The sequence below is a fragment of the Streptomyces sp. NPDC058307 genome (genome assembly GCF_042880295.1).
In the GTDB taxonomy this organism is placed as follows: Bacteria; Actinomycetota; Actinomycetes; order Streptomycetales; family Streptomycetaceae; genus Streptomyces.
Map to the genome: position 1 here is coordinate 71,948 of NZ_JBHVYZ010000037.1, position 18,782 is coordinate 90,729.

The window sequence follows — 18,782 nt, forward strand, 5'->3', positions numbered from 1 at the left end:
TGCCTGAACGGGCTGTGAGCGGCTGCGGGTGCGTCGTGGCTTGTCGCGCAGTTCCCCGCGCCCCTGAAGACAAAAGCCGCACAGGACGGCCGGAATGTTCACTCCGCCGCCGGCAGCGCCGCCCTGGGCCGCTGCCAGCCCCTCGAACCCCGCGCCAGGAGCCACGCCGTCGTCTCCTCCGGCGGCATCGCCGCCGCCACCAGCCAGCCCTGTACGGCGTCGCAGCCCATGTCGCGCAACCGCTCCCAGGTCTCGTCGTCCTCGACGCCCTCCGCGACGACCAGCAGGCCCAGGGAGTGGGCCAGGTCCAGCGTGCAGCGGACGATCTCCGCGTCCTCGGTGTCGACGGCCAGCTTGGCCACGAACGAGCGGTCGATCTTCAGTTCGCTGACGGGCAGGCGGCGCAGGTGGACCAGGGAGGAGTAGCCGGTGCCGAAGTCGTCCAGGGACATCTTCACGCCGTGCCCGGTCAGGGCGGCGAGGGTGTCCGCGGCCCGCGAGGGGTCCTCCAGCAGGACATGCTCGGTGATCTCCAGTTGGAGCGCTCCCGCCGGGACGCCGTGCCGGGCGAGGCGCGCGGCCACCGAGCCGGCGAAGCCCGGGGTGTGCACGTCACGCGGGGAGACGTTGACCGCCACCGGGACGTAGAGGCCCTGCGCCCGCCACTCGGCGACCTGGGCCAGGGCCGTGTCCAGCACGTACTCGGTGAGGTAGGGCATCAGCCCGGACGACTCGGCGATCGCGATGAACTCGTCCGGCGGCACCTTCCCGCGCTCCGGGTGCACCCAGCGCACCAGGGCCTCAAGACCGGCGACCTGCCCGTCGAAGCGGACCTTGGGCTGGTAGTGCAGCTGCACCTCGTGCGCGTCCAGGGCCCGGCGCAGATCGCCGAGCAGCCCGAGCCGGTCGGGGGTGTTGGAGTCCCGCTTGGACTCGTAGACCTCTACTCCCGTACGGTCCCGCTTTGCCTGGTACATCGCCACGTCCGCACGCCGCAGCAGCCCCTCGGCGTCCAGGGCGTGGTCGGGGAAGACGGCGACCCCGGCGCTGGCCTCCAGGACGAGGGTGAGCCCGTCGAGGTCGAGCGGGGAGCTGAGGGCCGCGACCAGGGTGCGGGCGACCCGGGTCGCGGAGGTCGTGGAGTCGGCGACCGGCAGTAAGACGGCGAACTCGTCGCCGCCGAGCCGCGCCGCCTCCGCCCCGCGCGGCAGCGCGATCCGCAGCCGGTCGGCGATCTGGAGGAGCAGCCGGTCACCGGCGAGGTGGCCCAGGGTGTCGTTGACCGAGCGGAAGCGGTCGAGGTCGATGAGCATCAGGGCGGACCGGGCGCCGATGCGCTCGGCGTCGTCCAGGGCGGTCCAGATGCGCTCCAGGAGCCACTGCCGGTTGGGCAGTCCGGTCAGCGGGTCGCGCAGCTGCTCCTCGGCGCGGGCCCGGGCCATCCACAGGGTGGAGTCGAGGGCGATGAGGGGGATCGCGAACAGCGGGAGCAGCACGGGCTTGGCGGTGGCTACCACGCAGACCAGCGGGGCGATGCCGAGCAGGGCGACCGCGACCAGACCCTGTCTGACCAGGGCGGTGCGGGCCACGGTGGGCAGACCGTGCCGGGAGGAGTGCAGATACCAGCCCAGGGCCCGGGTGACCGCGAGGTAGGCCACGGCGACCAGGACCGCCTCGGGGCCGGTGTAGAAGGTCCAGGTGTCGGGATTCCAGGGGGTCTCGACGGACGGCGACTGGCCGAACGCGGCGAGGACCAGGGCGCCGGCGGCTATGCCGAGGAGGTCCACCGCGCCGTGCAGGATGCCCTGCCGCCAGCGGTGGCGCCTGGCTATGCCGACCAGCAGGACGACGGTGAGGCTGACCATGCCGGCGGCCACCCAGCCGTACAGCAGCAGGACGGCGAGGGTCAGGGCGGCGCCGGAGCCGGTGCCGCCCCACCAGCGGGCCCGGCCGAGGGCGACCAGATGGCCGACGATGACTCCGGTCAGCACGGCCAGGGACCAGCCGACGGTGCCGGACGGGAAGAGGGCGTGGCTGCCGGTGAAGGCCCGGTAGAAGCCGGCGCCCAGCACGAATCCGGCGGCCGAGACGATCGCCGTGGGCAGCGCGGGCCACGGCGGCTGCCGGTCGGCCTCGGAGTCCGGCATACCGGGGGTGCGTTCGGCGGTGAGCTGCGCGGTCCCGGGGCCGCCGACCGGGGAGTAGGGTCCGGCGGCGCGGGTCTCCACGCCCGGATGCTCCGAAGGCCGCCCGGCCCACCGGCTCGCCCGCCAGGCGCCGGTGAGCCGGCGCAGCCGTGAGTCCGGGGCGGCGCTCTCGGTCGGTTCCATTCCCGTCCCTCTCACAGCCGGCGGTGCCCACGCCACGCGGCTCGTTCGCCCGACAAATCCCTCGACGGCGCCGCGTTGGAAAACCCTTCCCCTTGCTCATCAGGAGCAAGGGAATGCCCCGGCCGCAGCTGGGCACGGCAGGCGCACATCTCAACAGTAGGCCGCAGAAGGCTTCCACGGGCAGCGGTCGTCGACGGTTGCCCGAATGCGCCCCGGCCACCCGTATGCCTCTGGTATGCGCCGATCGGGTGGCCTTCAACCGCCGCTTCTCGCTACTCCTCCGTGGGAAGCACCACATCGTCGGCCGCTTCGGGGCCCTGTTCCAGCAGGACGTCGAAGCCGTCCTCGTTCAGAACAGGCACCTTGAGTTGCATCGCCTTGTCATATTTAGACCCTGGATTGTCACCTACGACGACGAAAGACGTCTTCTTCGAAACAGAACCGGTCACTTTCGCCCCCCTGGATTGCAGCGCCTCCTTGGCCCCGTCGCGGGTGAAGCGCTCCAGGGTGCCGGTGACGACCACGGTGAGCCCTTCGAGGGGACGCGGGCCCTCGTCCTCCCCCGAGCCCTCCTCCTCCATGCGCACGCCCGCGGCCTTCCACTTGCGCAGGATCTCCTGATGCCAGTCCTCCGCGAACCACTCCTTGAGGGACTTCGCGATGATCGAGCCGACGCCGTCGGTGTTCGCCAGCTCCTCCTCGCTCGCCTGCTCGATGCGGTCGATCGAGCGGAAGTTGCGCGCCAGCGCCTCGGCGGCGACCGGGCCGACATGGCGGATCGACAGGCCGGTCAGGACCCGGGCGAGCGGGCGCTCCTTGGCGGCCGCGATGTTCTCCAGCATGGCGACGGCGTTCTTCTTGGGCTCGCCCTGCTGGTTGGCGAAGACGGTGGCGACCTTCTCCTCGCCGGTCTTCGGGTCCCGCTTGGGCAGACCGCTGTCCTGGTCGAGGACGTACGCCTTGATGGGCAGCAGCTGCTCGATGGTGAGGTCGAACAGGTCGCCCTCGTCGGCCAGCGGCGGGTCGGAGGGCTCCAGCGGCTTGGTCAGGGCCGCGGCCGCGACGTACCCGAAGTGCTCGATGTCCAGCGACTTGCGGCCCGCGAGGTAGAACAGGCGTTCGCGCAGCTGGGCGGGGCAGGTACGGGCGTTGGGGCAGCGCAGGTCGACGTCGCCCTCCTTCATCGGCCGCAGCGCGGTGCCGCACTCGGGGCACTCGGCCGGCATCACGAACTCGCGCTCGCTGCCGTCCCGCAGGTCCACGACCGGGCCGAGGATCTCCGGGATGACGTCACCGGCCTTGCGCAGCACCACGGTGTCCCCGATGAGGACGCCCTTCGCCTTGACGACGTCCTGGTTGTGCAGGGTGGCGAACTCGACCTCCGAGCCGGCCACCGTCACCGGCTCGACCTGGGCGTACGGCGTGACCCGGCCCGTACGGCCCACGCCCACGCGGATGTTGATGAGCTTGGTGTTGACCTCCTCGGGCGCGTACTTGTACGCGATCGCCCAGCGCGGCGCCCTGGAGGTGGAGCCGAGGCGGCCCTGGAGGGGGATCTCGTCGAGTTTGACGACGACCCCGTCGATCTCGTGTTCCACGGAGTGGCGGTTCTCGCCGAAGTAGGCGATGAAGTCCCGGACGCCGTCGAGTCCTTCGACCACCTTGTTGTGCTTTGCGGTGGGCAGGCCCCAGGACTTGAGGAGGTCGTAGCCCTGGGAGAGGCGGGTCATGCCGGTGAAGCCCTCCAGGACGCCGATGCCGTGCACGACCATGTGGAGGGGGCGGGTGGCGGTGACGCGCGGGTCCTTCTGGCGCAGCGAACCGGCCGCCGCGTTGCGCGGGTTGGCGAAGGGCTTGTCGCCGGCCTCGACCAGCCGGGCGTTGAGCTCCTCGAACTTCTCCATCGGGAAGTAGACCTCGCCGCGGATCTCCACCAGGTCGGGGACCTTGTCGCCGGTGAGACGGTCCGGGATCTCGGCGATCGTGCGGACGTTGGGCGTGATGTCCTCGCCGGTGCGGCCGTCGCCGCGGGTCGCCGCGCGGGTGAGGCGGCCGTGCTCGTAGGTGAGGTTGACGGCGAGCCCGTCGACCTTGAGCTCGCACAGCAGGTGGTAGTCGGTGGTGCCGACGTCCTTGGCCACCCGCTCCGCCCAGGCCGCCAGCTCCTCGTCACTGAACGCGTTGTCCAGGGAGAGCATGCGGGAGCGGTGCTGGACGGACGTGAACTCGGTCTCGTACGCCCCCGCGACCTTCTGGGTCGGCGAGTCGGGGGTGCGCAGTTCCGGGTACTCCTCCTCGAGGGATTCGAGGGAGCGCAGGAGCTTGTCGAAGTCGGCGTCGCTGATGACCGGCGCGTCGTTCACGTAGTACCGGAAGCGGTGCTCCTCGATCTGCTCAGCGAGCTGCGCGTGCTTCTCCCGTGCCTCGGCGGGCACCGTCGTCTCCGCTTGCTTGTCGCCGGCCACCGTGTTGTCCTCCCGTTACTCTGGGTTGTCCGCGAGGGACCTCGCCGCCTGGGCGCAGTGGGCGAGAGCCTTGCGCGCGTACTCCGGGGACGCGCCCGCGAGTCCGCACGACGGAGTGACCGTGACCGCCTCCGCGAGAAGTCCCGGATGCAGCCCCAGCCTGCGCCACAACGTCCTGACACCCATGACGCTACCGGCAGGGTCTGACAATGCCGTGTCCGTGCCCGGCACGACACCGGCGAAGAGCCTCGTCCCCCCTTCCACCGCCTCACCGATCACGTCGTCGTCACGCTCGGTGAGAAGCGAGAAGTCGAAGGAGACGGCCGCCGCACCCGCCCTCCGCAGCAGGGCGAAGGGGACGTCCGGTGCGCACGAGTGGACCACGACGGGGCCGCCCGCGTGAACCCCGACGACATCGCGCAGGCCGGCCTCGACGACCTGCCGGTCCGGGGCCCGGTAGGTCCGGTATCCGCTGGCGGACCGCACCTGCCCCCTCAATACGGCGATCAGGGAGGGCTCGTCGAGCTGGAGCACGATCTGCGCGCCGGGGACCCTGGTGCGGACGTCCTCCAGGTGCAGCCGCAGCCCCTCGGCGAGCGAGGCGGCGAGGTCCCGGCAGGCGCCGGGGTCGGAGAGGACGGCCTCGCCGTTCCTCAGCTCCAGCGCGGAGGCGAGCGTCCAGGGCCCGACGGCCTGCACCTTCAACTGCCCCTCGTAGCCCTGGGTGAACTCCTCCAGCGCGTCGAGGTCCTGCCCGAGCCAGGACCGCGCCCGCTTGGTGTCCCGGCCCGGCCGGTCCCCGAGCCGCCAGCCGCTTGGCTCCACGCGCGCGTACAGCTCGACGAGCATTCCGGCGGTGCGGCCGATCATGTCGGCGCCGGGGCCCCGGGCGGGCAGTTCGGGCAGGAACGGGAAGTCCTCGAAGGAGCCGGTGGCGGTCCTGGCGGCCTCACGGGCGTCGCCGCCCGGGAGGGAGCCGATGCCGGTGGCGGGGGCGAAGCGGATGTCTGCGGTCACGTACGAAGCCTACGTAGGTGACCGGCGTCGTTCTCGCACGGTTCTCGCCCCGAGCAGGTGGCTCTCGCCCCCGCCGCAGCCGTCAGCGCCCCGGGCGGACCGTCAGGTCGTTGATCTCCGCGTCGCGCGGGAGGTCGATCGCCGTCAGGATCGCCGTGGCGACCGACTCGGGGTCGATCCACCGCGCGGGGTCGTATTCCTTGCCCTCCTGCTGGTGGACCTTGGCCTGCATGGGGCTGGCGGTGCGACCGGGGTAGACCGAGGTGACGCGGACGCCGTTGGCGTGCTCCTCGTGGCGCAGGGAGTCCGCCAGGGCCTTCAGGCCGTGCTTGGAGGCGGCGTACGCGGACCAGTCGGCGTGCGCGCTCAGACCCGCGCCCGAGTTCACGAACACCACATGGCCCCGGGCCGCCCGGAGTTGGGGCAGGAAGTGGCGGGTCAGCTCGGCGGGAGCCACCAGGTTGACGTTCAGCTGGTGGCGCCAGGACTTCGGGGTCAGGTCGCCGACCGGGCCCAGGTCGACCACGCCGGCGATGTGCAGCAGGGAGTCCACCCGCTCCGGCAGCGTCTGGTGGGAGAAGGCCCAGCTCAGCTTGTCGGGGTCGGCGAGGTCCCCGACCAGGGTCCGCGCGCCGGAGAACTGGGCCGCCAGCTCCTTCGCCCGGCCCGCGTCACGCGCGTGCAGCACGAGTTCGTCCCCGCGCGCGTGCAGACGCCGGGCCACCGCCGCGCCGATGCCGGAACCCGCTCCGGTGATCACATGTGTAGCCATGCCGCCATGCTCGCATCACGGCGTCAGCGCGTACCGAGCGACTCCTCCAGGTACGCCAGCGCCCCCACCGGCTCCTCCGCGAAGAACACCAGGTCGGTGAGCGGGAGGGGCAGGAAGCCCTCGTCCTCCATGCGGCGGAACTGCTCCTTCAAGCCGTCGTAGAAACCGGCCGTGTTCAGCAGCACCACCGGCTTCTGCGTGTGCCCGTGCTTCTTCAGCTCCAGGATCTCGGTCGCCTCGTCGAGCGTGCCCGTGCCGCCCACCATGATCACCACGGCGTCGGCCTTCTCCAGGAGCAGTTTCTTACGTTCGGCGAGGTCCTTCGCGATCACCATCTCGTCGACGCCCGGCCGCACCTTGGCGGCCAGGAACTCCACGGAGACCCCCACGAGCCGCCCGCCCGCCTCATGCACGCCGTCGGCGACCACCTTCATGAGGCCCACGTCCGAACCGCCCCACACGAGCGTGTGCCCGCCCTTGCCCAGCAGCTTCGCGAACTCCCGCGCGGGCCGCGTGTAGCGGTCGTCGAGGTCGGCGGCGGAGAGGAAGACGCAGATTCGCATGAGGTCACCGTACGCGGGAAGAACCGGCGGCCCGCGAGTGCTTTTCCGGTATGGCCGAAGGACACACGATCACCATCGAGCAAGCCGACCAGCACGTGCGCGTGGTGCACGGCGACCAGGTCCTCGCGGAGAGCGAACGCCCCCTGGTGCTGCGCGAGACGGGCTCTCCCGTGCGGTACTACCTCCCCGCCGAGGACGTACGACTCGACCTGCTGACCCCCTCCGACACCCACACCTACTGCCCCTTCAAGGGCACCGCCTCCTACTGGTCCCTGCCGGACGCACCCGACCTGGTGTGGTCCTATCCCGAGCCGAAGCCCGCCGTCGCCGAGATCAAGGACCACCTCTGTTTCTACGAGGTCGACGTGTCCTGACCGATGAATTCCGTGCCGTGCGGCAGTCTCCTCAGGCATGGAAAAGAAGACACTCTCGCGCGACGGCACACCGATCGCGTACACCCGCACCGGACAGGGCCCGGCGGTCATTCTCGTCAGCGGCGCGATGTCCACGGGTGGCACGGTCGCGCCCCTGGCCGTGCCGCTGTCCGAGCGGTTCGACGTCCTCGTCTACGACCGCCGCGGGCGCGGTCAGAGCGGCGACACGGCCCCCTACGCGGTGGCCCGTGAGGTCGAGGACCTCGCCGCGCTCATCGAGGCGGCGGGCGGCGAGGCGTGCCTGTGCGGTATCTCCTCCGGCGGTGCGCTGGTCCTGGAGGCCGCGGCGAGCGGCCTGCCGGTCCGCCGGGTCGCCGTGTACGAGACGCCGTTCGCCGACTACCTCGACGGGGGCGCCGAGCAGAACGCCGAGTACACCCGGAGCCTGGACGCGGCGCTCGCCGAGGGGCGGCGCGGGGACGCGGTGGAACTGTTCCTGCGGCTCACCGGCATGGGCGAGGAGATGATCCAGGGCGCCCGCCAGTCCCCCATGTGGCCCGGCATGGAGGCGGTCGCCCCGACGCTCGCCTACGACAACGCGGTCATGGCCGGCGGCCTGGTCCCCCGGGACCGCCTGGCCTCGATCACGGTCCCGGTACTGGCCGTCGCGGGCGGCGCGAGCCCCGAGTGGATGCGCGAGGGCACCAGGGCGGTCGCGGAGGCGGCCCCGAAGGGCTCGTACCGCGTCCTGGAGGGCCAGACCCACATGGTCGACCCGAGCGCCCTGGCACCGGTCCTGACGGAGTTCTTCGCGGACTGACGATCCCGGCGCGCGCGGCGGGGCCTGTCAGGGCGTGCGGGTGCGGGGCGGTCGGCGTGCGCGCTCGACACCGCACCGGACACACAAGGGGCGTACGCGGACGCGCGCGTGGTGACGTCGGGCAGCGCACACTCGCGGGCTCCCCCGTCCACGGAGGCGCTCCGCCGTCACCCGCCCGTGCCTACGACCTCCGACAACCGCCGGCGCGTGCGCGTGGCGGGGCCTGTCCGGGCGGGTAGGCACGGGGCGGTCGGCGTGCGCGCCGCTACCGCGCCGGACGCAGAAGGGCCGTCGGCAACCACCGGCACGCGCGTGTGCGTGCCCGCGACGTCACGGTCGGACGCAGCCGGGCATCCCTCGCGAGCCGTGCGTCCGGAGCGCCGGTGCCTGGCGGGCCGTCAGGCCACGCCGGCCGTCACCCGCACCGTGGACGCGATGGTCGCCGAACCCACCACGCGCGTGTCGTCGTACAGGACGATCGCCTGGCCCGGGGCCACCCCGCGGACGGGCTCCGCGAACGACACCTGCAACTCGCCGTCCACCAGCTCCGCCGTGACCTCGGTCTCGCCGCCGTGGGCGCGGAGCTGGGCGGTGTAGGTGCCGGGGGCGGTCGGGGCAGCCCCGCACCAGCGCGGCTTGACGGCTCGCAGACCGGTGACGTCCAGCGCGGCGGCCGGGCCGACCGTCACCGTGTTGTCGACCGGCGAGATGTCGAGGACATAGCGCGGCTTGCCGTCGGCGGCCGGGGTGCCGATGCGCAGTCCCTTGCGCTGGCCGATGGTGAAGCCGTACGCGCCCTCATGGGTGCCGACCTTCGCGCCGGACTCGTCGACGATGTCGCCCTCCGCCCTGCCGAGGCGGGAGGCGAGGAAGCCCTGGGTGTCACCGTCGGCGATGAAGCAGATGTCGTGCGAGTCGGGCTTCTTGGCGACCGCGAGGCCCCGGCGCTCGGCCTCGGCGCGGATCTCGTCCTTGGTGGTGAGGGTGTCGCCGAGCGGGAACAGGGCGTGCGCCAGCTGCCTCTCGTCCAGCACGCCGAGGACGTACGACTGGTCCTTCGCCATGTCGGAGGCGCGGTGCAGCTCACGGGAGCCGTCCGCGAGCGTGACGACCTTCGCGTAGTGGCCGGTGCACACTGCGTCGAAGCCCAGCGCGAGCGCCTTGTCGAGCAGGGCGGCGAACTTGATCTTCTCGTTGCAGCGCAGGCAGGGATTGGGGGTGCGGCCGGCCTCGTACTCGGCGACGAAGTCGTCGACGACGTCCTCGCGGAAGCGGTCGGCGAGGTCCCAGACGTAGAACGGGATGCCGATGACGTCGGCGGCGCGGCGAGCGTCGCGCGAGTCCTCGATGGTGCAACACCCACGGGCGCCCGTGCGGAACGATTGCGGATTCGCGGAGAGCGCGAGGTGGACGCCGGTGACGTCGTGGCCGGCTTCGGCCGCGCGGGCGGCGGCGACGGCGGAGTCCACTCCTCCGGACATGGCGGCGAGAACGCGAAGGGGGCGCTGCGTGGTGTCAGTCATAACCCTTCAAGAGTAAGGGGGCGCGGGAACCGGGGCAGCCGGGTATCCGTTGACGACCACATGGGGGCGACAGAGGGTTCCAAGGACGCCGACCGGCGCATCGGCCGGCGGGCCCTGCTCATCGGCGGGACGGCGGCCGCCGTGGGCTCGGCGGTGCTGGCCCGTCATGAGCTGGCGCGGCTGTGGTGGCGGGCGCCTGGAGTGGAGAAGCCGCGGGTCGAGGGTGCGGTCGACTTCGGCGGGGCCCAGTGGGTGGCGGCCTCCGACGCCAACTGGCGGCGCGCTGACCGGCCCGACGACTACGGCATAGACATGGTGATCATCCATGTCACCCAGGGAAGCTTCGCGAGCGCCGTGAAGGTGTTCCAGGACCCGGGGCACGGCGCGGCCGCGCACTACATCGTCGGCAAGGACGGGCACATCACACAGATGATCCGCGAGCTGGACGTGGCGTACCACGCGGGCAACCGCGCCTACAACGAACGCAGTGTGGGCATCGAGCACGAGGGATTCGTGGACCGGCCCGAGGACTTCACGGACGCGATGTACGCGGCCTCGGCGCGGCTCACGGCCCGGATATGCGCGCGGTACGCCATCCCCGTCGACCGCGAGCACATCATCGGCCATGTGGAGGTGCCGGGGACGGATCACACCGACCCGGGCGAACACTGGGACTGGGACCGGTACATGAAGCTGGTGCGTCAGAGCACCGCGGCCACCGGCAGGGCCGGGGCCACGGGCACTCCCTGATCCCGGGCTGCGGTGGAAGGTTACGTCAGCCCCGCCGCGCGGGCGCGTTCCACCGCCGGGCCGATGGCCTTCGCGACCGCCTCGACGTCCGCCTCGGTGGAGGTGTGGCCGAGGGAGAAGCGCAGGGTGCCGCGGGCCAGGTCGGGGTCGGTGCCGGTGGCGAGCAGGACGTGGCTGGGCTGGGCGACGCCCGCGGTGCAGGCGGAGCCGGTGGAGCACTCGATGCCCTGCGCGTCCAGCAGCAGGAGCAGGGAGTCGCCCTCGCAGCCGGGGAAGGTGAAGTGGGCGTTGGCCGCAAGGCGGCCGCCCGGTGCCGGGTCGCCGCCGAGGATCGCGTCCGGGACCGCCGTACGGACCGCCTCGACCAGGGCGTCGCGCAGGGCGCCGATCTCGGTCTCGAACCACTCGCGCTGCTCGGCGGCGAGGCGGCCGGCCACCGCGAAGGAGGCGATGGCGGGGACGTCGAGGGTGCCGGAGCGGACGTTGCGCTCCTGGCCGCCGCCGTGCAGGACCGGGACGGGGGTCCACTCGCGGCCGAGGACGAGCGCGCCGATGCCGTACGGGCCGCCGATCTTGTGGCCCGACACCGTCATCGCGGCGAGGCCGGAGGCGGCGAAGTCGACGGGGGCCTGGCCGAAGGCCTGGACCGCGTCGGCGTGCAGCGGGACGCCGAACTCGGCGGCGACGGCGGCGAGTTCGCGGACCGGCATGAGGGTGCCGATCTCGTTGTTGGCCCACATGACCGTGGCCAGGGCGACGTCGTCGGGGCTCTGGGCGATGGCCTCGCGCAGGGCTCCGGGGTGGACCCGGCCGTGCTTGTCGACGGGGAGGTACTCGACGGTGGCGCCCTCGTGTTCGCCGAGCCAGTGGACGGCGTCGAGGACGGCGTGGTGTTCGACGGGGCTGGCGAGGACCCGCGTCCTTGCGGGGTCCGCGTCGCGCCGGGACCAGTACAGGCCCTTCACGGCGAGGTTGTCGGCCTCCGTGCCGCCGGAGGTGAAGACGATCTCGCTGGGCCGGGCGCCGAGTGCCTCCGCGAGGGTCTCGCGGGATTCCTCGACCGTGCGGCGGGCCCTGCGGCCGGAGGCGTGCAGGGAGGAGGCGTTGCCCGTGACGCCGAGGTGCGCGGTGAGTGCCTCGACCGCCTCGGGGAGCATCGGGGTGGTCGCGGCGTGGTCGAGGTATGCCATGGTGACGCCGATTCTACGGGTCGCGGATGAGCGCCCTCGGGCCAGGACCGGCCGGTGCCGGCGGCCTCAGAAGCTCCAGGACGGCGTGCTGTCCAGCTGCATGAACGCCACCAGGACCAGGAGGTCGGCCACTCCGAGGCCGAGGCCCAGGTAGGCACGGCCGCGGCGGGCGGTGCCGCGCCACAGGGCGACCGCGGCAAGGACGATGGCGACCGGGCCGAGGAAGACGTTGAGGACGAGAAGGCCGATGAGGCCGAGGATGAAGGACGCCACGGCCATGCCGTCGGCATCACGGGCGCCGGTTCGGTCGGTGGCCTGCGCGGTGAGCTGCATGGTGATCAGTGCTCCTGGGGACGATGGGGCGGCGGTCAGTGGCTCGGGGTGCGGCGGCGCGAGTGACGCTCGCGGAGCGCGAAGACGCCCAGCCAGACGGCGATCACGGCGGCGGCGACGGCGGTGAAGGTGAGCGGCGCGTGGGCGACGGTGCCCAGGACGACGCCGAGCAGCATGAGTGCGGCGACGAGGAACAGCATGGGACGGATCCCCCTCCGGGACGGCTGTCGTTACGTTTGGGTGAACAGTTGTGGTTACAGTTGTTCACTGACTCTAGAGCCTAGCGTGTCACACGGCTTTTCAATTACGGAGAACAGTTGTTAACTGGATGACATGAGTCACACCCTCGGCATTCGGCAGGCACAGAAGCAGAAGACCCGGCAGGCGCTCCTGGACGCGGCGTTGGCCCTGCTGGAGGAGCAGAGCCTGAGCAGCCTGGGCCTGCGCGAGGTCACGCGGGCCGTCGGCGTCGCGCCCACCGCCTTCTACCGGCACTTCCGCTCCACCGCCGACCTCGGCGTGGCCCTCGTCGAGGAGGCGCTGGGCAGCCTGCACCCGATGATCCGGACGACGGTGTCCGCGGCCGACGACCACACTCAACGCATCACGCGTGCGATCGAGTTGATCGCCGGCCATGTAGACGCGTACCCGGCTCATGTCCGTTTTATCGCTCGGGAACGACATGGCGGTGTGCAGCCGGTCCGGGAGGCCATCCGCGAGCAACTCGCCCGGTTCGGGCAGGAGGTGAAGGACGAGCTGGCCAAGGACCCGGTGTCCGAAGGCTGGAGCGACGACGACCTGCTGATGCTGGCGAACCTCTACGTCGACCAGATGCTGATCACCGCCTCACTGTTCCTGGAGGCCCTGGAGGCGCCCCCGGAGGAACGGGACCGGGTCTGCAAGGTGGCGGAGCGCCGGCTGCGACTGATCAGCGTCGGCCGCGAACACTGGCTGGACTAGGGCCGATCCGGCAACGCAAAGGGGCGGCACCCCCGTTCACCGGGAGCACCGCCCCTGCCGTACGACGCCCTACGCGCCGTCAGCTCTTCGTCGCCGCCGCGCTGGGCGCACCGGTCGGAGCCGCACCGCCCCCGCTGCCGCCGCAGCCGCCCATGCCGCCGCCGGGGCCGCCCTGACCGCCCCGGCCGCCGCCGGGTCCGCCGCTCGGCATGCCGGAGGGGTTGCCGCTGGGTGCGCCCGAGGGCCGGGCGGTCGCGTTGCCGGTGGGGGCGCCCGAGGCGGCGCCGGTGGGCATGCCGGACGCGTTGCCGGTCGGGGCCTGACAGTTCTGCTGCTGCCCCGAGGTGCCGCTGTTCGAGGTCGACGACGAGTCGCCCGAGCCGCAGGCCACCAGGGCGAGGGGCGAGAGCGCCAGCAGGGCCACGGCGGGGAGGAGACGCACACGCTTCATGAGAGACAGCTCCAGGGAGGATGAGGAAGTCCTGAGGCCGGGAACTCTCGCAACGGCCCCTGAGCCTTCGTTGAGCCCGGACTGTCCCCCGCCTGTGCGCACGGCAAAGGACGACCAAAGCAACCCCTCTGAGCTGCGGTTCCGCACGGACCACTCACCTACTCGCTGGTACAAGCCCGTGACAGAAGCGACCGCGCGGGCCTCGCCGATCTGACCCCGGGAGAGCCGGGCCGTGGCCCATGCGCTTTTGCCGCCGTCCGCGGGGAGTTGGGACAGATACGGGGATCAGCCGCACGAACGGGTCGAGTCGGTCAGGGCGGACCCGGAGGGTGACGTCGATGCCGCCGGGCCGCTCCTCGACCTGGTGGCGCAACGCCTCCCAGGCCGCGAGACCGTACGGGTCGACGGTGTACGTCCGCTTCTCGCGCTCCCCGCTGTGCCGGTAGCGCAGCCGGCGGTCGGCGAAGACGGTGTCCCGATCGGCCGCCAGGCCCACGGACGCTGAGGGCCGCCCTTCCAGCGGGTGACGTCGACCAGGATGCGTCGGGCGGTGGCCCCGGCGGTGCGGGCGGGCCACGCGGCCATCACCTTGCGCAGCGCCGAGCCGAGGGCGGAGTCCGGCCGAGGGCCGCGTGGGCGGCCTTGGCAGCCAGGATGCACAGGGCGTCCGGTGCACGGTGCGGGCGGAGCCCCCCAGCCGGGCGGCGGGTTCGGGGACGGTGACGCGCGCCGCGGGCCCGGAGCGGGAGCAGGGTCGGCGGGAGACGGTCGGACTTCACCCCACCGGGAGACCAGGGCCCGCTCAGCCCAGCCTGACCCGCGCCAACTGCCGTGACTGCGCGACCAGTCGGTCCTCGCTGTCCCAGACCTCGGCGTCCTCCTCCAGGAAGCCGCCGGCCAGGTTGCGGGTGGTGATGGAGACGCGCAGCGGGCCGGGGGCCGGGCGGCGGCGGACGTGGACGGTGAGTTCGACCGTGGGCACCCAGCCCTTGAGGCCGATCTCGAAGGCCGTGGGCGGCAGCGCGTCCACCGCGAGGAGCAGCGAGAAGGGGTCGGCGTCCCGGCCGTCGGCGAGCCCGAACCAGGACCGCATCTCGCCCTTGCCGGAGGGCGCGCCGAGGGCCCAGCCCAGGGTCGAGGGGTCCAGCTTGAGCATCAGCCGGTCGGTGATGGCGGAGCTGCCCTCGACGGGGGTCGGCCCGTCCTCGGGGCCGAAGCACTGGTCCATCGGCGGGAACACCGGCGGCTTCGCCGTCGTACGGACGTCGTCGGGGAGGGCGTCGAGGTCGCCATAGGAGGCGAGGACGCGGATGCGCTCGACCTCCTTGCCCTCCTCGTCGTACTGGAAGAGCGAGGCCTGGCCGGTGGAGAGGGTGCGGCCGGTGCGGATGACGTCCGTGCGGATCACCGCGGGTCCGGGCTGGGACGCGGTCAGATAGTGCGCGGAGATCGTGAACGGGTCGGCGTGCGGCAGGGCGTCGGCGAGGGCGCGGCCGAGGACGGCCAGGAGGTAGCCGCCGTTGACGGCGCTGATGATCGTCCAGCCCGCGGAGAGGTCGATGTCGTAGACGCCGGGCGCGCGGCGGGTGGCCGCGGTGTCGCGGTCGAACTCGCTGTCGCCGATCGCGGCGCGTGTGACGGAGGCTGCTTCTGGCATGACTGAACGGTACAACAACCAACTACTAAGCGGTAGCTTTCTCAGGCCGCCCCCGCCGACCCCGCCGATCACCCAGGTGAGACCCGCGCTAGGTCTCGGTAAGTGTCCGTACTCGTCCGTGACCGAGGTCCGGACTTCCCCCTCTACAGGGACATGAGCCTCACCGGGACCGCGTTCCTCTACACGCTGATCGTGCTGTCCGTCCTCGCCCTCGTGCTGCCGCTCGCCCTGTGGTCGCGACTGCCGGGACCCCGGATCGCCCGCGCCGTCGCCCGCGTGCTGATGGTGCTGTTCGCCCAGGGCACGGCCGTCGCCCTCGTCTTCGTGCTGGTCAACAACCAGAACAGCCTGTACGACAACTGGGCCGACCTGCTGGGCACCGGCAACCACGTCCAGCAGGCCGCGAACCTGGGCGCCGACGGCACCGGCGGGATCTCGCTGAAACGGTTGCCCAAGGTGAGGCAGCACTTCACCCACGCCTCGGGACCCGGCATGAAGGGGGTACGGGTGACCCAGCTCAAGGGCCGGGTCTCGGGCGTGAACGCCGAGGTCTACGTCTGGCTGCCGCCGCAGTACGCCGAGCCCGCCTACCGGCATCACAAGTTCCCCGTGGTGGAGCTGCTGTCGGGCTATCCGGGCTCGGCGAAGGCCTGGTTCGGGTCGCTGCACGCGGTCGCCCAGCTGCGGCCGCTGATGCGGGACGGCAGGGTGGCGCCCTTCATCCTGGTCGCCCCGCGCATGAACCTGCTGGCCGGGGTGGACACCGGGTGCGCCAACATCACCGGCACGGTCAACGCCGACACCTGGCTCAGCGTCGACGTGCCGAAGATGGTCACGGACAACTTCCGCGCCCAGTCCGGTCCTGCGGGCTGGGCCGCGGCCGGGTACTCGGCGGGCGGCCACTGTGCGACCAAGCTCGCCGTCGCCCACCCCGACCGCTACCGGGCCGCGGTCAGCATGTCGGGCTACAACGACCCGATCGGTGAACGCAATTCGCTGGCCGCCGAGACGCCCGCCCTGCGGCGCGCCAACAACCCCTACGTGCTGCTGCGCGACGCCCGCACCCCGCCCTCGATCGCGCTCTACCAGTCCGGTCAGCCGGGCGACGGCTACGAGGCGGCCATGGGCCTCGAACAGATCGCGAAGGCGCCGACGACCGTGCACGTGGTCTACATCCCCAAGAGCGCGGGCGGCCACAACATGGCGCTGTGGAAGCCCCAGGTGGTCCCGGCGTTCCGCTGGCTGACCGAGGAGATGGGGCTGCTGCACGGCCGGGCGGGCGCTACTCCTCACGCACGGTCGACCGGCGGTTCCACGCCCGCGGTGCTCGCCAGTGGAACCGCATCGCGAGCAGGCGCAGCACGAAGGCGGTGAGCGCGGCGAGCCCGCTGGTGAAGGGGGACAGCGCGTCGTATCGGATGCACAGGGCGACCATGGTGGCGCCGACGATCGCCGGGACCGCGTACAGGTCGCGGTCCCAGCGCAGCAGGGACGGCACCTCGTTGGCGAGCACGTCCCGCAGGACACCGCCGCCGACGGCGGTGGCGAGGCCGAGGGTCGCCGACTGGGTGAGGCCGAGCCCGTACTCGTACGCCTTCGTCGTCCCGGCGACGCAGAACAGGCCGAGGCCGGCCGCGTCGAAGACGTTCACGCCGGCCTGGATGCGCTCCACGTGCGGGTGCAGGAAGAAGACCAGGAGGGCGGCGAGCAGGGGGGTGATGAAGTAGCCCAGGTCCGTGAAGGCGGCGGGCGGCACCGCGCCGATGATCAGGTCCCGGAACAGCCCTCCGCCCAGCGCGGTGACCTCGGCGAGAACGGCGATGCCGAAGACGTCGAAGTTCTTGCGGACGGCCAGCAGCGCGCCGGAGATGGCGAACACGAAGATGCCGACGAGGTCGAGCGTGTGCTGGACGGAGGGGCTGAACAATTGCTGGAGCACACCGCATTCTTGCGCAGGGCCTGTTACAGGGCCGGTTTGCCCGTCGTGAAGAGCCAGGTGCCGAACAGGTCGTCCAGCTGCTGTCCGCTGACCTTCTCCGCGAGCCGGACGAAGTCGGCGGTGTCGGCGTTGCCGTGGCGGTGGAGTGTGGTCCAGGCCGGCAGCAGCCTGAAGAACGCCTTGTCGCCGATCCGTTCGCGCAGCACCTGGAGGGTCATCGCGCCGCGCTGGTAGACCGCGGACGCGAACATCGTGTCGCGCTGCGGGTCGCCGACGGTGGTCTGCCAGAACGGGTTGTCGGCGGGGCGGGCGTCGTAGCCGGCGAGGAAGGAGTCGTGGGCGCTGCGGGTGCCCCGGTGCTCGGCCCACAGCCACTGGGCGTAGGTGGCGAAGCCCTCGTTGAGCCAGATGTCCTTCCAGTGCGCGACCGAGACCGAGTCGCCGAACCACTGGTGGGCGAGCTCGTGCACGATCGTGGTCTCGTTGCGCACCGCCGAGTACGCCGGCTTCGACTGCACCTCCAGCGAGAACCCCGCCTGCGCCATGTCGTCGACGATCGCGCCGGTCTCCTCGAAGGGGTACGGTCCGAAGACCTGCGACCAGTAGTCGGTGACCTCGGCGGTGACGCCGTACACGTCGACGTTGTTGCTGTTCTCCAGGACCGGGTCGATGGCCGTGTAGATGGGTATCCCGCCGGGGGTCCTGCCGGTGCGGACGTCGAACTTGCCGATGGTGGCGGTCGCCAGGTAGGTCGCCATCGGCTTCTTCTCGCGCCAGTGGGTGTACGTCGAGCCGCCCTTGTCGTACGTCGACACGAGCCGGCCGTTGGAGACGGCGGTCAGGCCCTTCGGGGTCCTGATGCGGATGTCGTAGGTGGCCTTGTCCGCGGGGTGGTCGCTGGACGGGAACCAGGTGGAGGCGGCGTTGGGTTCACAGGCGACGAAGACGCCGTCGGGGGTCTTCATCCAGCCGTAGTCCGAGCCGAAGACGATGGGCCCGTTGAGGGGCTCGGGTATCCCGCCGTAGGTGACGGCGACCGTGAAGTCGCGGCCCTTGCGCAGGGATTCGCGCGGGCTGATGCGGATCTCGTCCCCGTCGCGCGTGAACTGGGCGCGTCTGCCGTCCACTTGGACTGCCGTGACCTCCAACTTCTGCAGGTCCAGGTCGAAGGACGAGAGGTTATGGGTGGCGCGGGCGGTGAGTGTCGTACGGCCGTCCAGCCGGTCGGTGTCCGGGTTGTACGCCACGTCGAGGGTGTAGTGGCGGGCGTCGAAGCCGCCGTTGCCGAGGTTCGGGAAGTAGGGGTCGCCGATGCCGGGGGCGCCGGGTTTCGGGCCGGGGGCGGCGGCGATGACGAAGAAGGAAGCCGCCGCGGTCGCGACGGCCCCTAAACGTGCCGATCGGGAGAGTGCCATGGTGTCGTCCCTTTCGAGCCTGTACCGATAAGTCGGACACGGACGACTCTTCACTCCCCCGTTCGATCATGTGCATGACTTTGCAAACTTGTCACAGGGCAGCGGATCGAGGTGCCCCTGGCGAAGACGGACTCCTGGATCACGGTGCGGCTGGTCTGTCTCGGGTCCGGTGCCGCGAAGGTGACCGACGGATATGGCGGTCCGGTCCTGGACGTGTCTGGGG

Annotated in this window: 18 protein-coding genes and 1 pseudogene; 5 read left to right on the forward strand and 14 right to left on the reverse strand. The window is 71.6% G+C overall.

Features of this window, described 5'->3' with window-relative positions:
- Positions 1-98: 98 nt before the first annotated feature.
- From ACFVYN_RS25185 to ACFVYN_RS25205, 5 genes are all read right to left on the reverse strand, one after another.
- A complete protein-coding gene (locus tag ACFVYN_RS25185) occupies positions 99-2,330 on the reverse strand; it encodes a putative bifunctional diguanylate cyclase/phosphodiesterase (protein ID WP_390002069.1) in 2,232 nt (743 codons plus the stop codon).
- Between the two features lie 272 nt (positions 2,331-2,602).
- On the reverse strand, positions 2,603-4,795 hold the full coding sequence (ligA, locus tag ACFVYN_RS25190; RefSeq protein ID WP_390002071.1) for an NAD-dependent DNA ligase LigA: 2,193 nt from the start codon (positions 4,793-4,795) through the stop codon (positions 2,603-2,605).
- Between the two features lie 15 nt (positions 4,796-4,810).
- A complete protein-coding gene (locus tag ACFVYN_RS25195) occupies positions 4,811-5,812 on the reverse strand; it encodes a methionine synthase (RefSeq protein ID WP_390002073.1) in 1,002 nt (333 codons plus the stop codon).
- Between the two features lie 82 nt (positions 5,813-5,894).
- Positions 5,895-6,584, reverse strand: coding sequence for an SDR family oxidoreductase (locus ACFVYN_RS25200; RefSeq protein WP_390002074.1), 690 nt, complete (start codon positions 6,582-6,584; stop codon positions 5,895-5,897).
- 23 nt (positions 6,585-6,607) lie between these two features.
- A complete protein-coding gene (locus ACFVYN_RS25205) occupies positions 6,608-7,147 on the reverse strand; it encodes a TIGR00730 family Rossman fold protein (RefSeq protein WP_390002076.1) in 540 nt (179 codons plus the stop codon).
- A gap of 50 nt (positions 7,148-7,197) precedes the next feature.
- Here ACFVYN_RS25205 and ACFVYN_RS25210 point away from each other — a divergent pair, with 50 nt between their 5' ends.
- Complete coding sequence (locus ACFVYN_RS25210; RefSeq protein ID WP_057616345.1) at positions 7,198-7,521, forward strand: DUF427 domain-containing protein; 324 nt, start codon at positions 7,198-7,200, stop codon at positions 7,519-7,521.
- A gap of 37 nt (positions 7,522-7,558) precedes the next feature.
- Positions 7,559-8,341: an alpha/beta fold hydrolase gene (locus tag ACFVYN_RS25215; protein ID WP_390002078.1), complete on the forward strand. Its 783-nt coding sequence runs from the start codon at positions 7,559-7,561 to the stop codon at positions 8,339-8,341.
- Between the two features lie 398 nt (positions 8,342-8,739).
- On the opposite strand, the gene mnmA is transcribed toward ACFVYN_RS25215, so the two are convergent.
- Entirely contained in the window at positions 8,740-9,864 is a 1,125-nt protein-coding gene (gene mnmA, locus ACFVYN_RS25220; protein WP_390002080.1) for a tRNA 2-thiouridine(34) synthase MnmA, read from the reverse strand.
- A gap of 60 nt (positions 9,865-9,924) precedes the next feature.
- Between mnmA and ACFVYN_RS25225 the strand changes: the two genes are divergently transcribed.
- Positions 9,925-10,614 (forward strand): N-acetylmuramoyl-L-alanine amidase, encoded by a 690-nt coding sequence (locus tag ACFVYN_RS25225; protein ID WP_390002082.1) that lies wholly within the window; start codon positions 9,925-9,927, stop codon positions 10,612-10,614.
- 20 nt (positions 10,615-10,634) lie between these two features.
- On the opposite strand, the gene ACFVYN_RS25230 is transcribed toward ACFVYN_RS25225, so the two are convergent.
- From ACFVYN_RS25230 to ACFVYN_RS25240, 3 genes are all read right to left on the reverse strand, one after another.
- Positions 10,635-11,804: a cysteine desulfurase family protein gene (locus ACFVYN_RS25230; protein ID WP_390002084.1), complete on the reverse strand. Its 1,170-nt coding sequence runs from the start codon at positions 11,802-11,804 to the stop codon at positions 10,635-10,637.
- 66 nt (positions 11,805-11,870) lie between these two features.
- A complete protein-coding gene (locus ACFVYN_RS25235; RefSeq protein ID WP_390002086.1) occupies positions 11,871-12,137 on the reverse strand; it encodes a DUF4190 domain-containing protein in 267 nt (88 codons plus the stop codon).
- A gap of 35 nt (positions 12,138-12,172) precedes the next feature.
- Positions 12,173-12,337, reverse strand: a complete 165-nt coding sequence (locus ACFVYN_RS25240; RefSeq protein WP_352389330.1) for a hypothetical protein — start codon at positions 12,335-12,337, stop codon at positions 12,173-12,175.
- 133 nt (positions 12,338-12,470) lie between these two features.
- Here ACFVYN_RS25240 and ACFVYN_RS25245 point away from each other — a divergent pair, with 133 nt between their 5' ends.
- Positions 12,471-13,097, forward strand: a complete 627-nt coding sequence (locus ACFVYN_RS25245) for a TetR family transcriptional regulator (RefSeq protein WP_390002088.1) — start codon at positions 12,471-12,473, stop codon at positions 13,095-13,097.
- A gap of 79 nt (positions 13,098-13,176) precedes the next feature.
- On the opposite strand, the gene ACFVYN_RS25250 is transcribed toward ACFVYN_RS25245, so the two are convergent.
- The 3 genes and pseudogenes from ACFVYN_RS25250 to ACFVYN_RS25260 form a co-directional block, all read right to left on the reverse strand.
- Complete coding sequence (locus ACFVYN_RS25250) at positions 13,177-13,548, reverse strand: hypothetical protein (RefSeq protein WP_390002100.1); 372 nt, start codon at positions 13,546-13,548, stop codon at positions 13,177-13,179.
- Between the two features lie 153 nt (positions 13,549-13,701).
- Positions 13,702-14,213: pseudogene (locus tag ACFVYN_RS25255) on the reverse strand (DNA-binding transcriptional regulator); the annotation flags it as partial.
- 137 nt (positions 14,214-14,350) lie between these two features.
- Complete coding sequence (locus ACFVYN_RS25260; RefSeq protein WP_390002090.1) at positions 14,351-15,205, reverse strand: thioesterase family protein; 855 nt, start codon at positions 15,203-15,205, stop codon at positions 14,351-14,353.
- A gap of 153 nt (positions 15,206-15,358) precedes the next feature.
- Between ACFVYN_RS25260 and ACFVYN_RS25265 the strand changes: the two genes are divergently transcribed.
- A complete protein-coding gene (locus ACFVYN_RS25265; RefSeq protein ID WP_390002092.1) occupies positions 15,359-16,579 on the forward strand; it encodes an alpha/beta hydrolase in 1,221 nt (406 codons plus the stop codon).
- On the opposite strand, the gene ACFVYN_RS25270 is transcribed toward ACFVYN_RS25265, so the two are convergent.
- On the reverse strand, positions 16,488-17,144 hold the full coding sequence (locus tag ACFVYN_RS25270; RefSeq protein WP_390002094.1) for a trimeric intracellular cation channel family protein: 657 nt from the start codon (positions 17,142-17,144) through the stop codon (positions 16,488-16,490). The genes ACFVYN_RS25265 and ACFVYN_RS25270 overlap by 92 nt on opposite strands.
- Positions 17,145-17,167: 23 nt before the next feature.
- Positions 17,168-18,559, reverse strand: a complete 1,392-nt coding sequence (locus ACFVYN_RS25275) for a M1 family metallopeptidase (RefSeq protein ID WP_390002096.1) — start codon at positions 18,557-18,559, stop codon at positions 17,168-17,170.
- Between the last annotated feature and the right edge of the window lie 223 nt (positions 18,560-18,782).

Bases quoted from the DNA above. Each gene is read 5' to 3' on its own strand.
- ACFVYN_RS25225 (WP_390002082.1), top strand. From the start codon at position 9,925: ATGGGGGCGACAGAGGGTTCCAAGGACGCCGACCGGCGCATCGGCCGG.
- ACFVYN_RS25185 (WP_390002069.1), bottom strand. From the start codon at position 2,330: ATGGAACCGACCGAGAGCGCCGCCCCGGACTCACGGCTGCGCCGGCTC.
- ACFVYN_RS25205 (WP_390002076.1), bottom strand. From the start codon at position 7,147: ATGCGAATCTGCGTCTTCCTCTCCGCCGCCGACCTCGACGACCGCTAC.
- ACFVYN_RS25235 (WP_390002086.1), bottom strand. From the start codon at position 12,137: ATGCAGCTCACCGCGCAGGCCACCGACCGAACCGGCGCCCGTGATGCC.
- ACFVYN_RS25250 (WP_390002100.1), bottom strand. From the start codon at position 13,548: ATGAAGCGTGTGCGTCTCCTCCCCGCCGTGGCCCTGCTGGCGCTCTCG.
- ACFVYN_RS25230 (WP_390002084.1), bottom strand. From the start codon at position 11,804: ATGGCATACCTCGACCACGCCGCGACCACCCCGATGCTCCCCGAGGCG.
- mnmA (WP_390002080.1), bottom strand. From the start codon at position 9,864: ATGACTGACACCACGCAGCGCCCCCTTCGCGTTCTCGCCGCCATGTCC.
- ACFVYN_RS25245 (WP_390002088.1), top strand. From the start codon at position 12,471: ATGAGTCACACCCTCGGCATTCGGCAGGCACAGAAGCAGAAGACCCGG.
- ACFVYN_RS25215 (WP_390002078.1), top strand. From the start codon at position 7,559: ATGGAAAAGAAGACACTCTCGCGCGACGGCACACCGATCGCGTACACC.
- ACFVYN_RS25240 (WP_352389330.1), bottom strand. From the start codon at position 12,337: ATGCTGTTCCTCGTCGCCGCACTCATGCTGCTCGGCGTCGTCCTGGGC.
- ACFVYN_RS25200 (WP_390002074.1), bottom strand. From the start codon at position 6,584: ATGGCTACACATGTGATCACCGGAGCGGGTTCCGGCATCGGCGCGGCG.
- ACFVYN_RS25275 (WP_390002096.1), bottom strand. From the start codon at position 18,559: ATGGCACTCTCCCGATCGGCACGTTTAGGGGCCGTCGCGACCGCGGCG.
- ACFVYN_RS25260 (WP_390002090.1), bottom strand. From the start codon at position 15,205: ATGCCAGAAGCAGCCTCCGTCACACGCGCCGCGATCGGCGACAGCGAG.
- ACFVYN_RS25210 (WP_057616345.1), top strand. From the start codon at position 7,198: ATGGCCGAAGGACACACGATCACCATCGAGCAAGCCGACCAGCACGTG.
- ACFVYN_RS25265 (WP_390002092.1), top strand. From the start codon at position 15,359: ATGAGCCTCACCGGGACCGCGTTCCTCTACACGCTGATCGTGCTGTCC.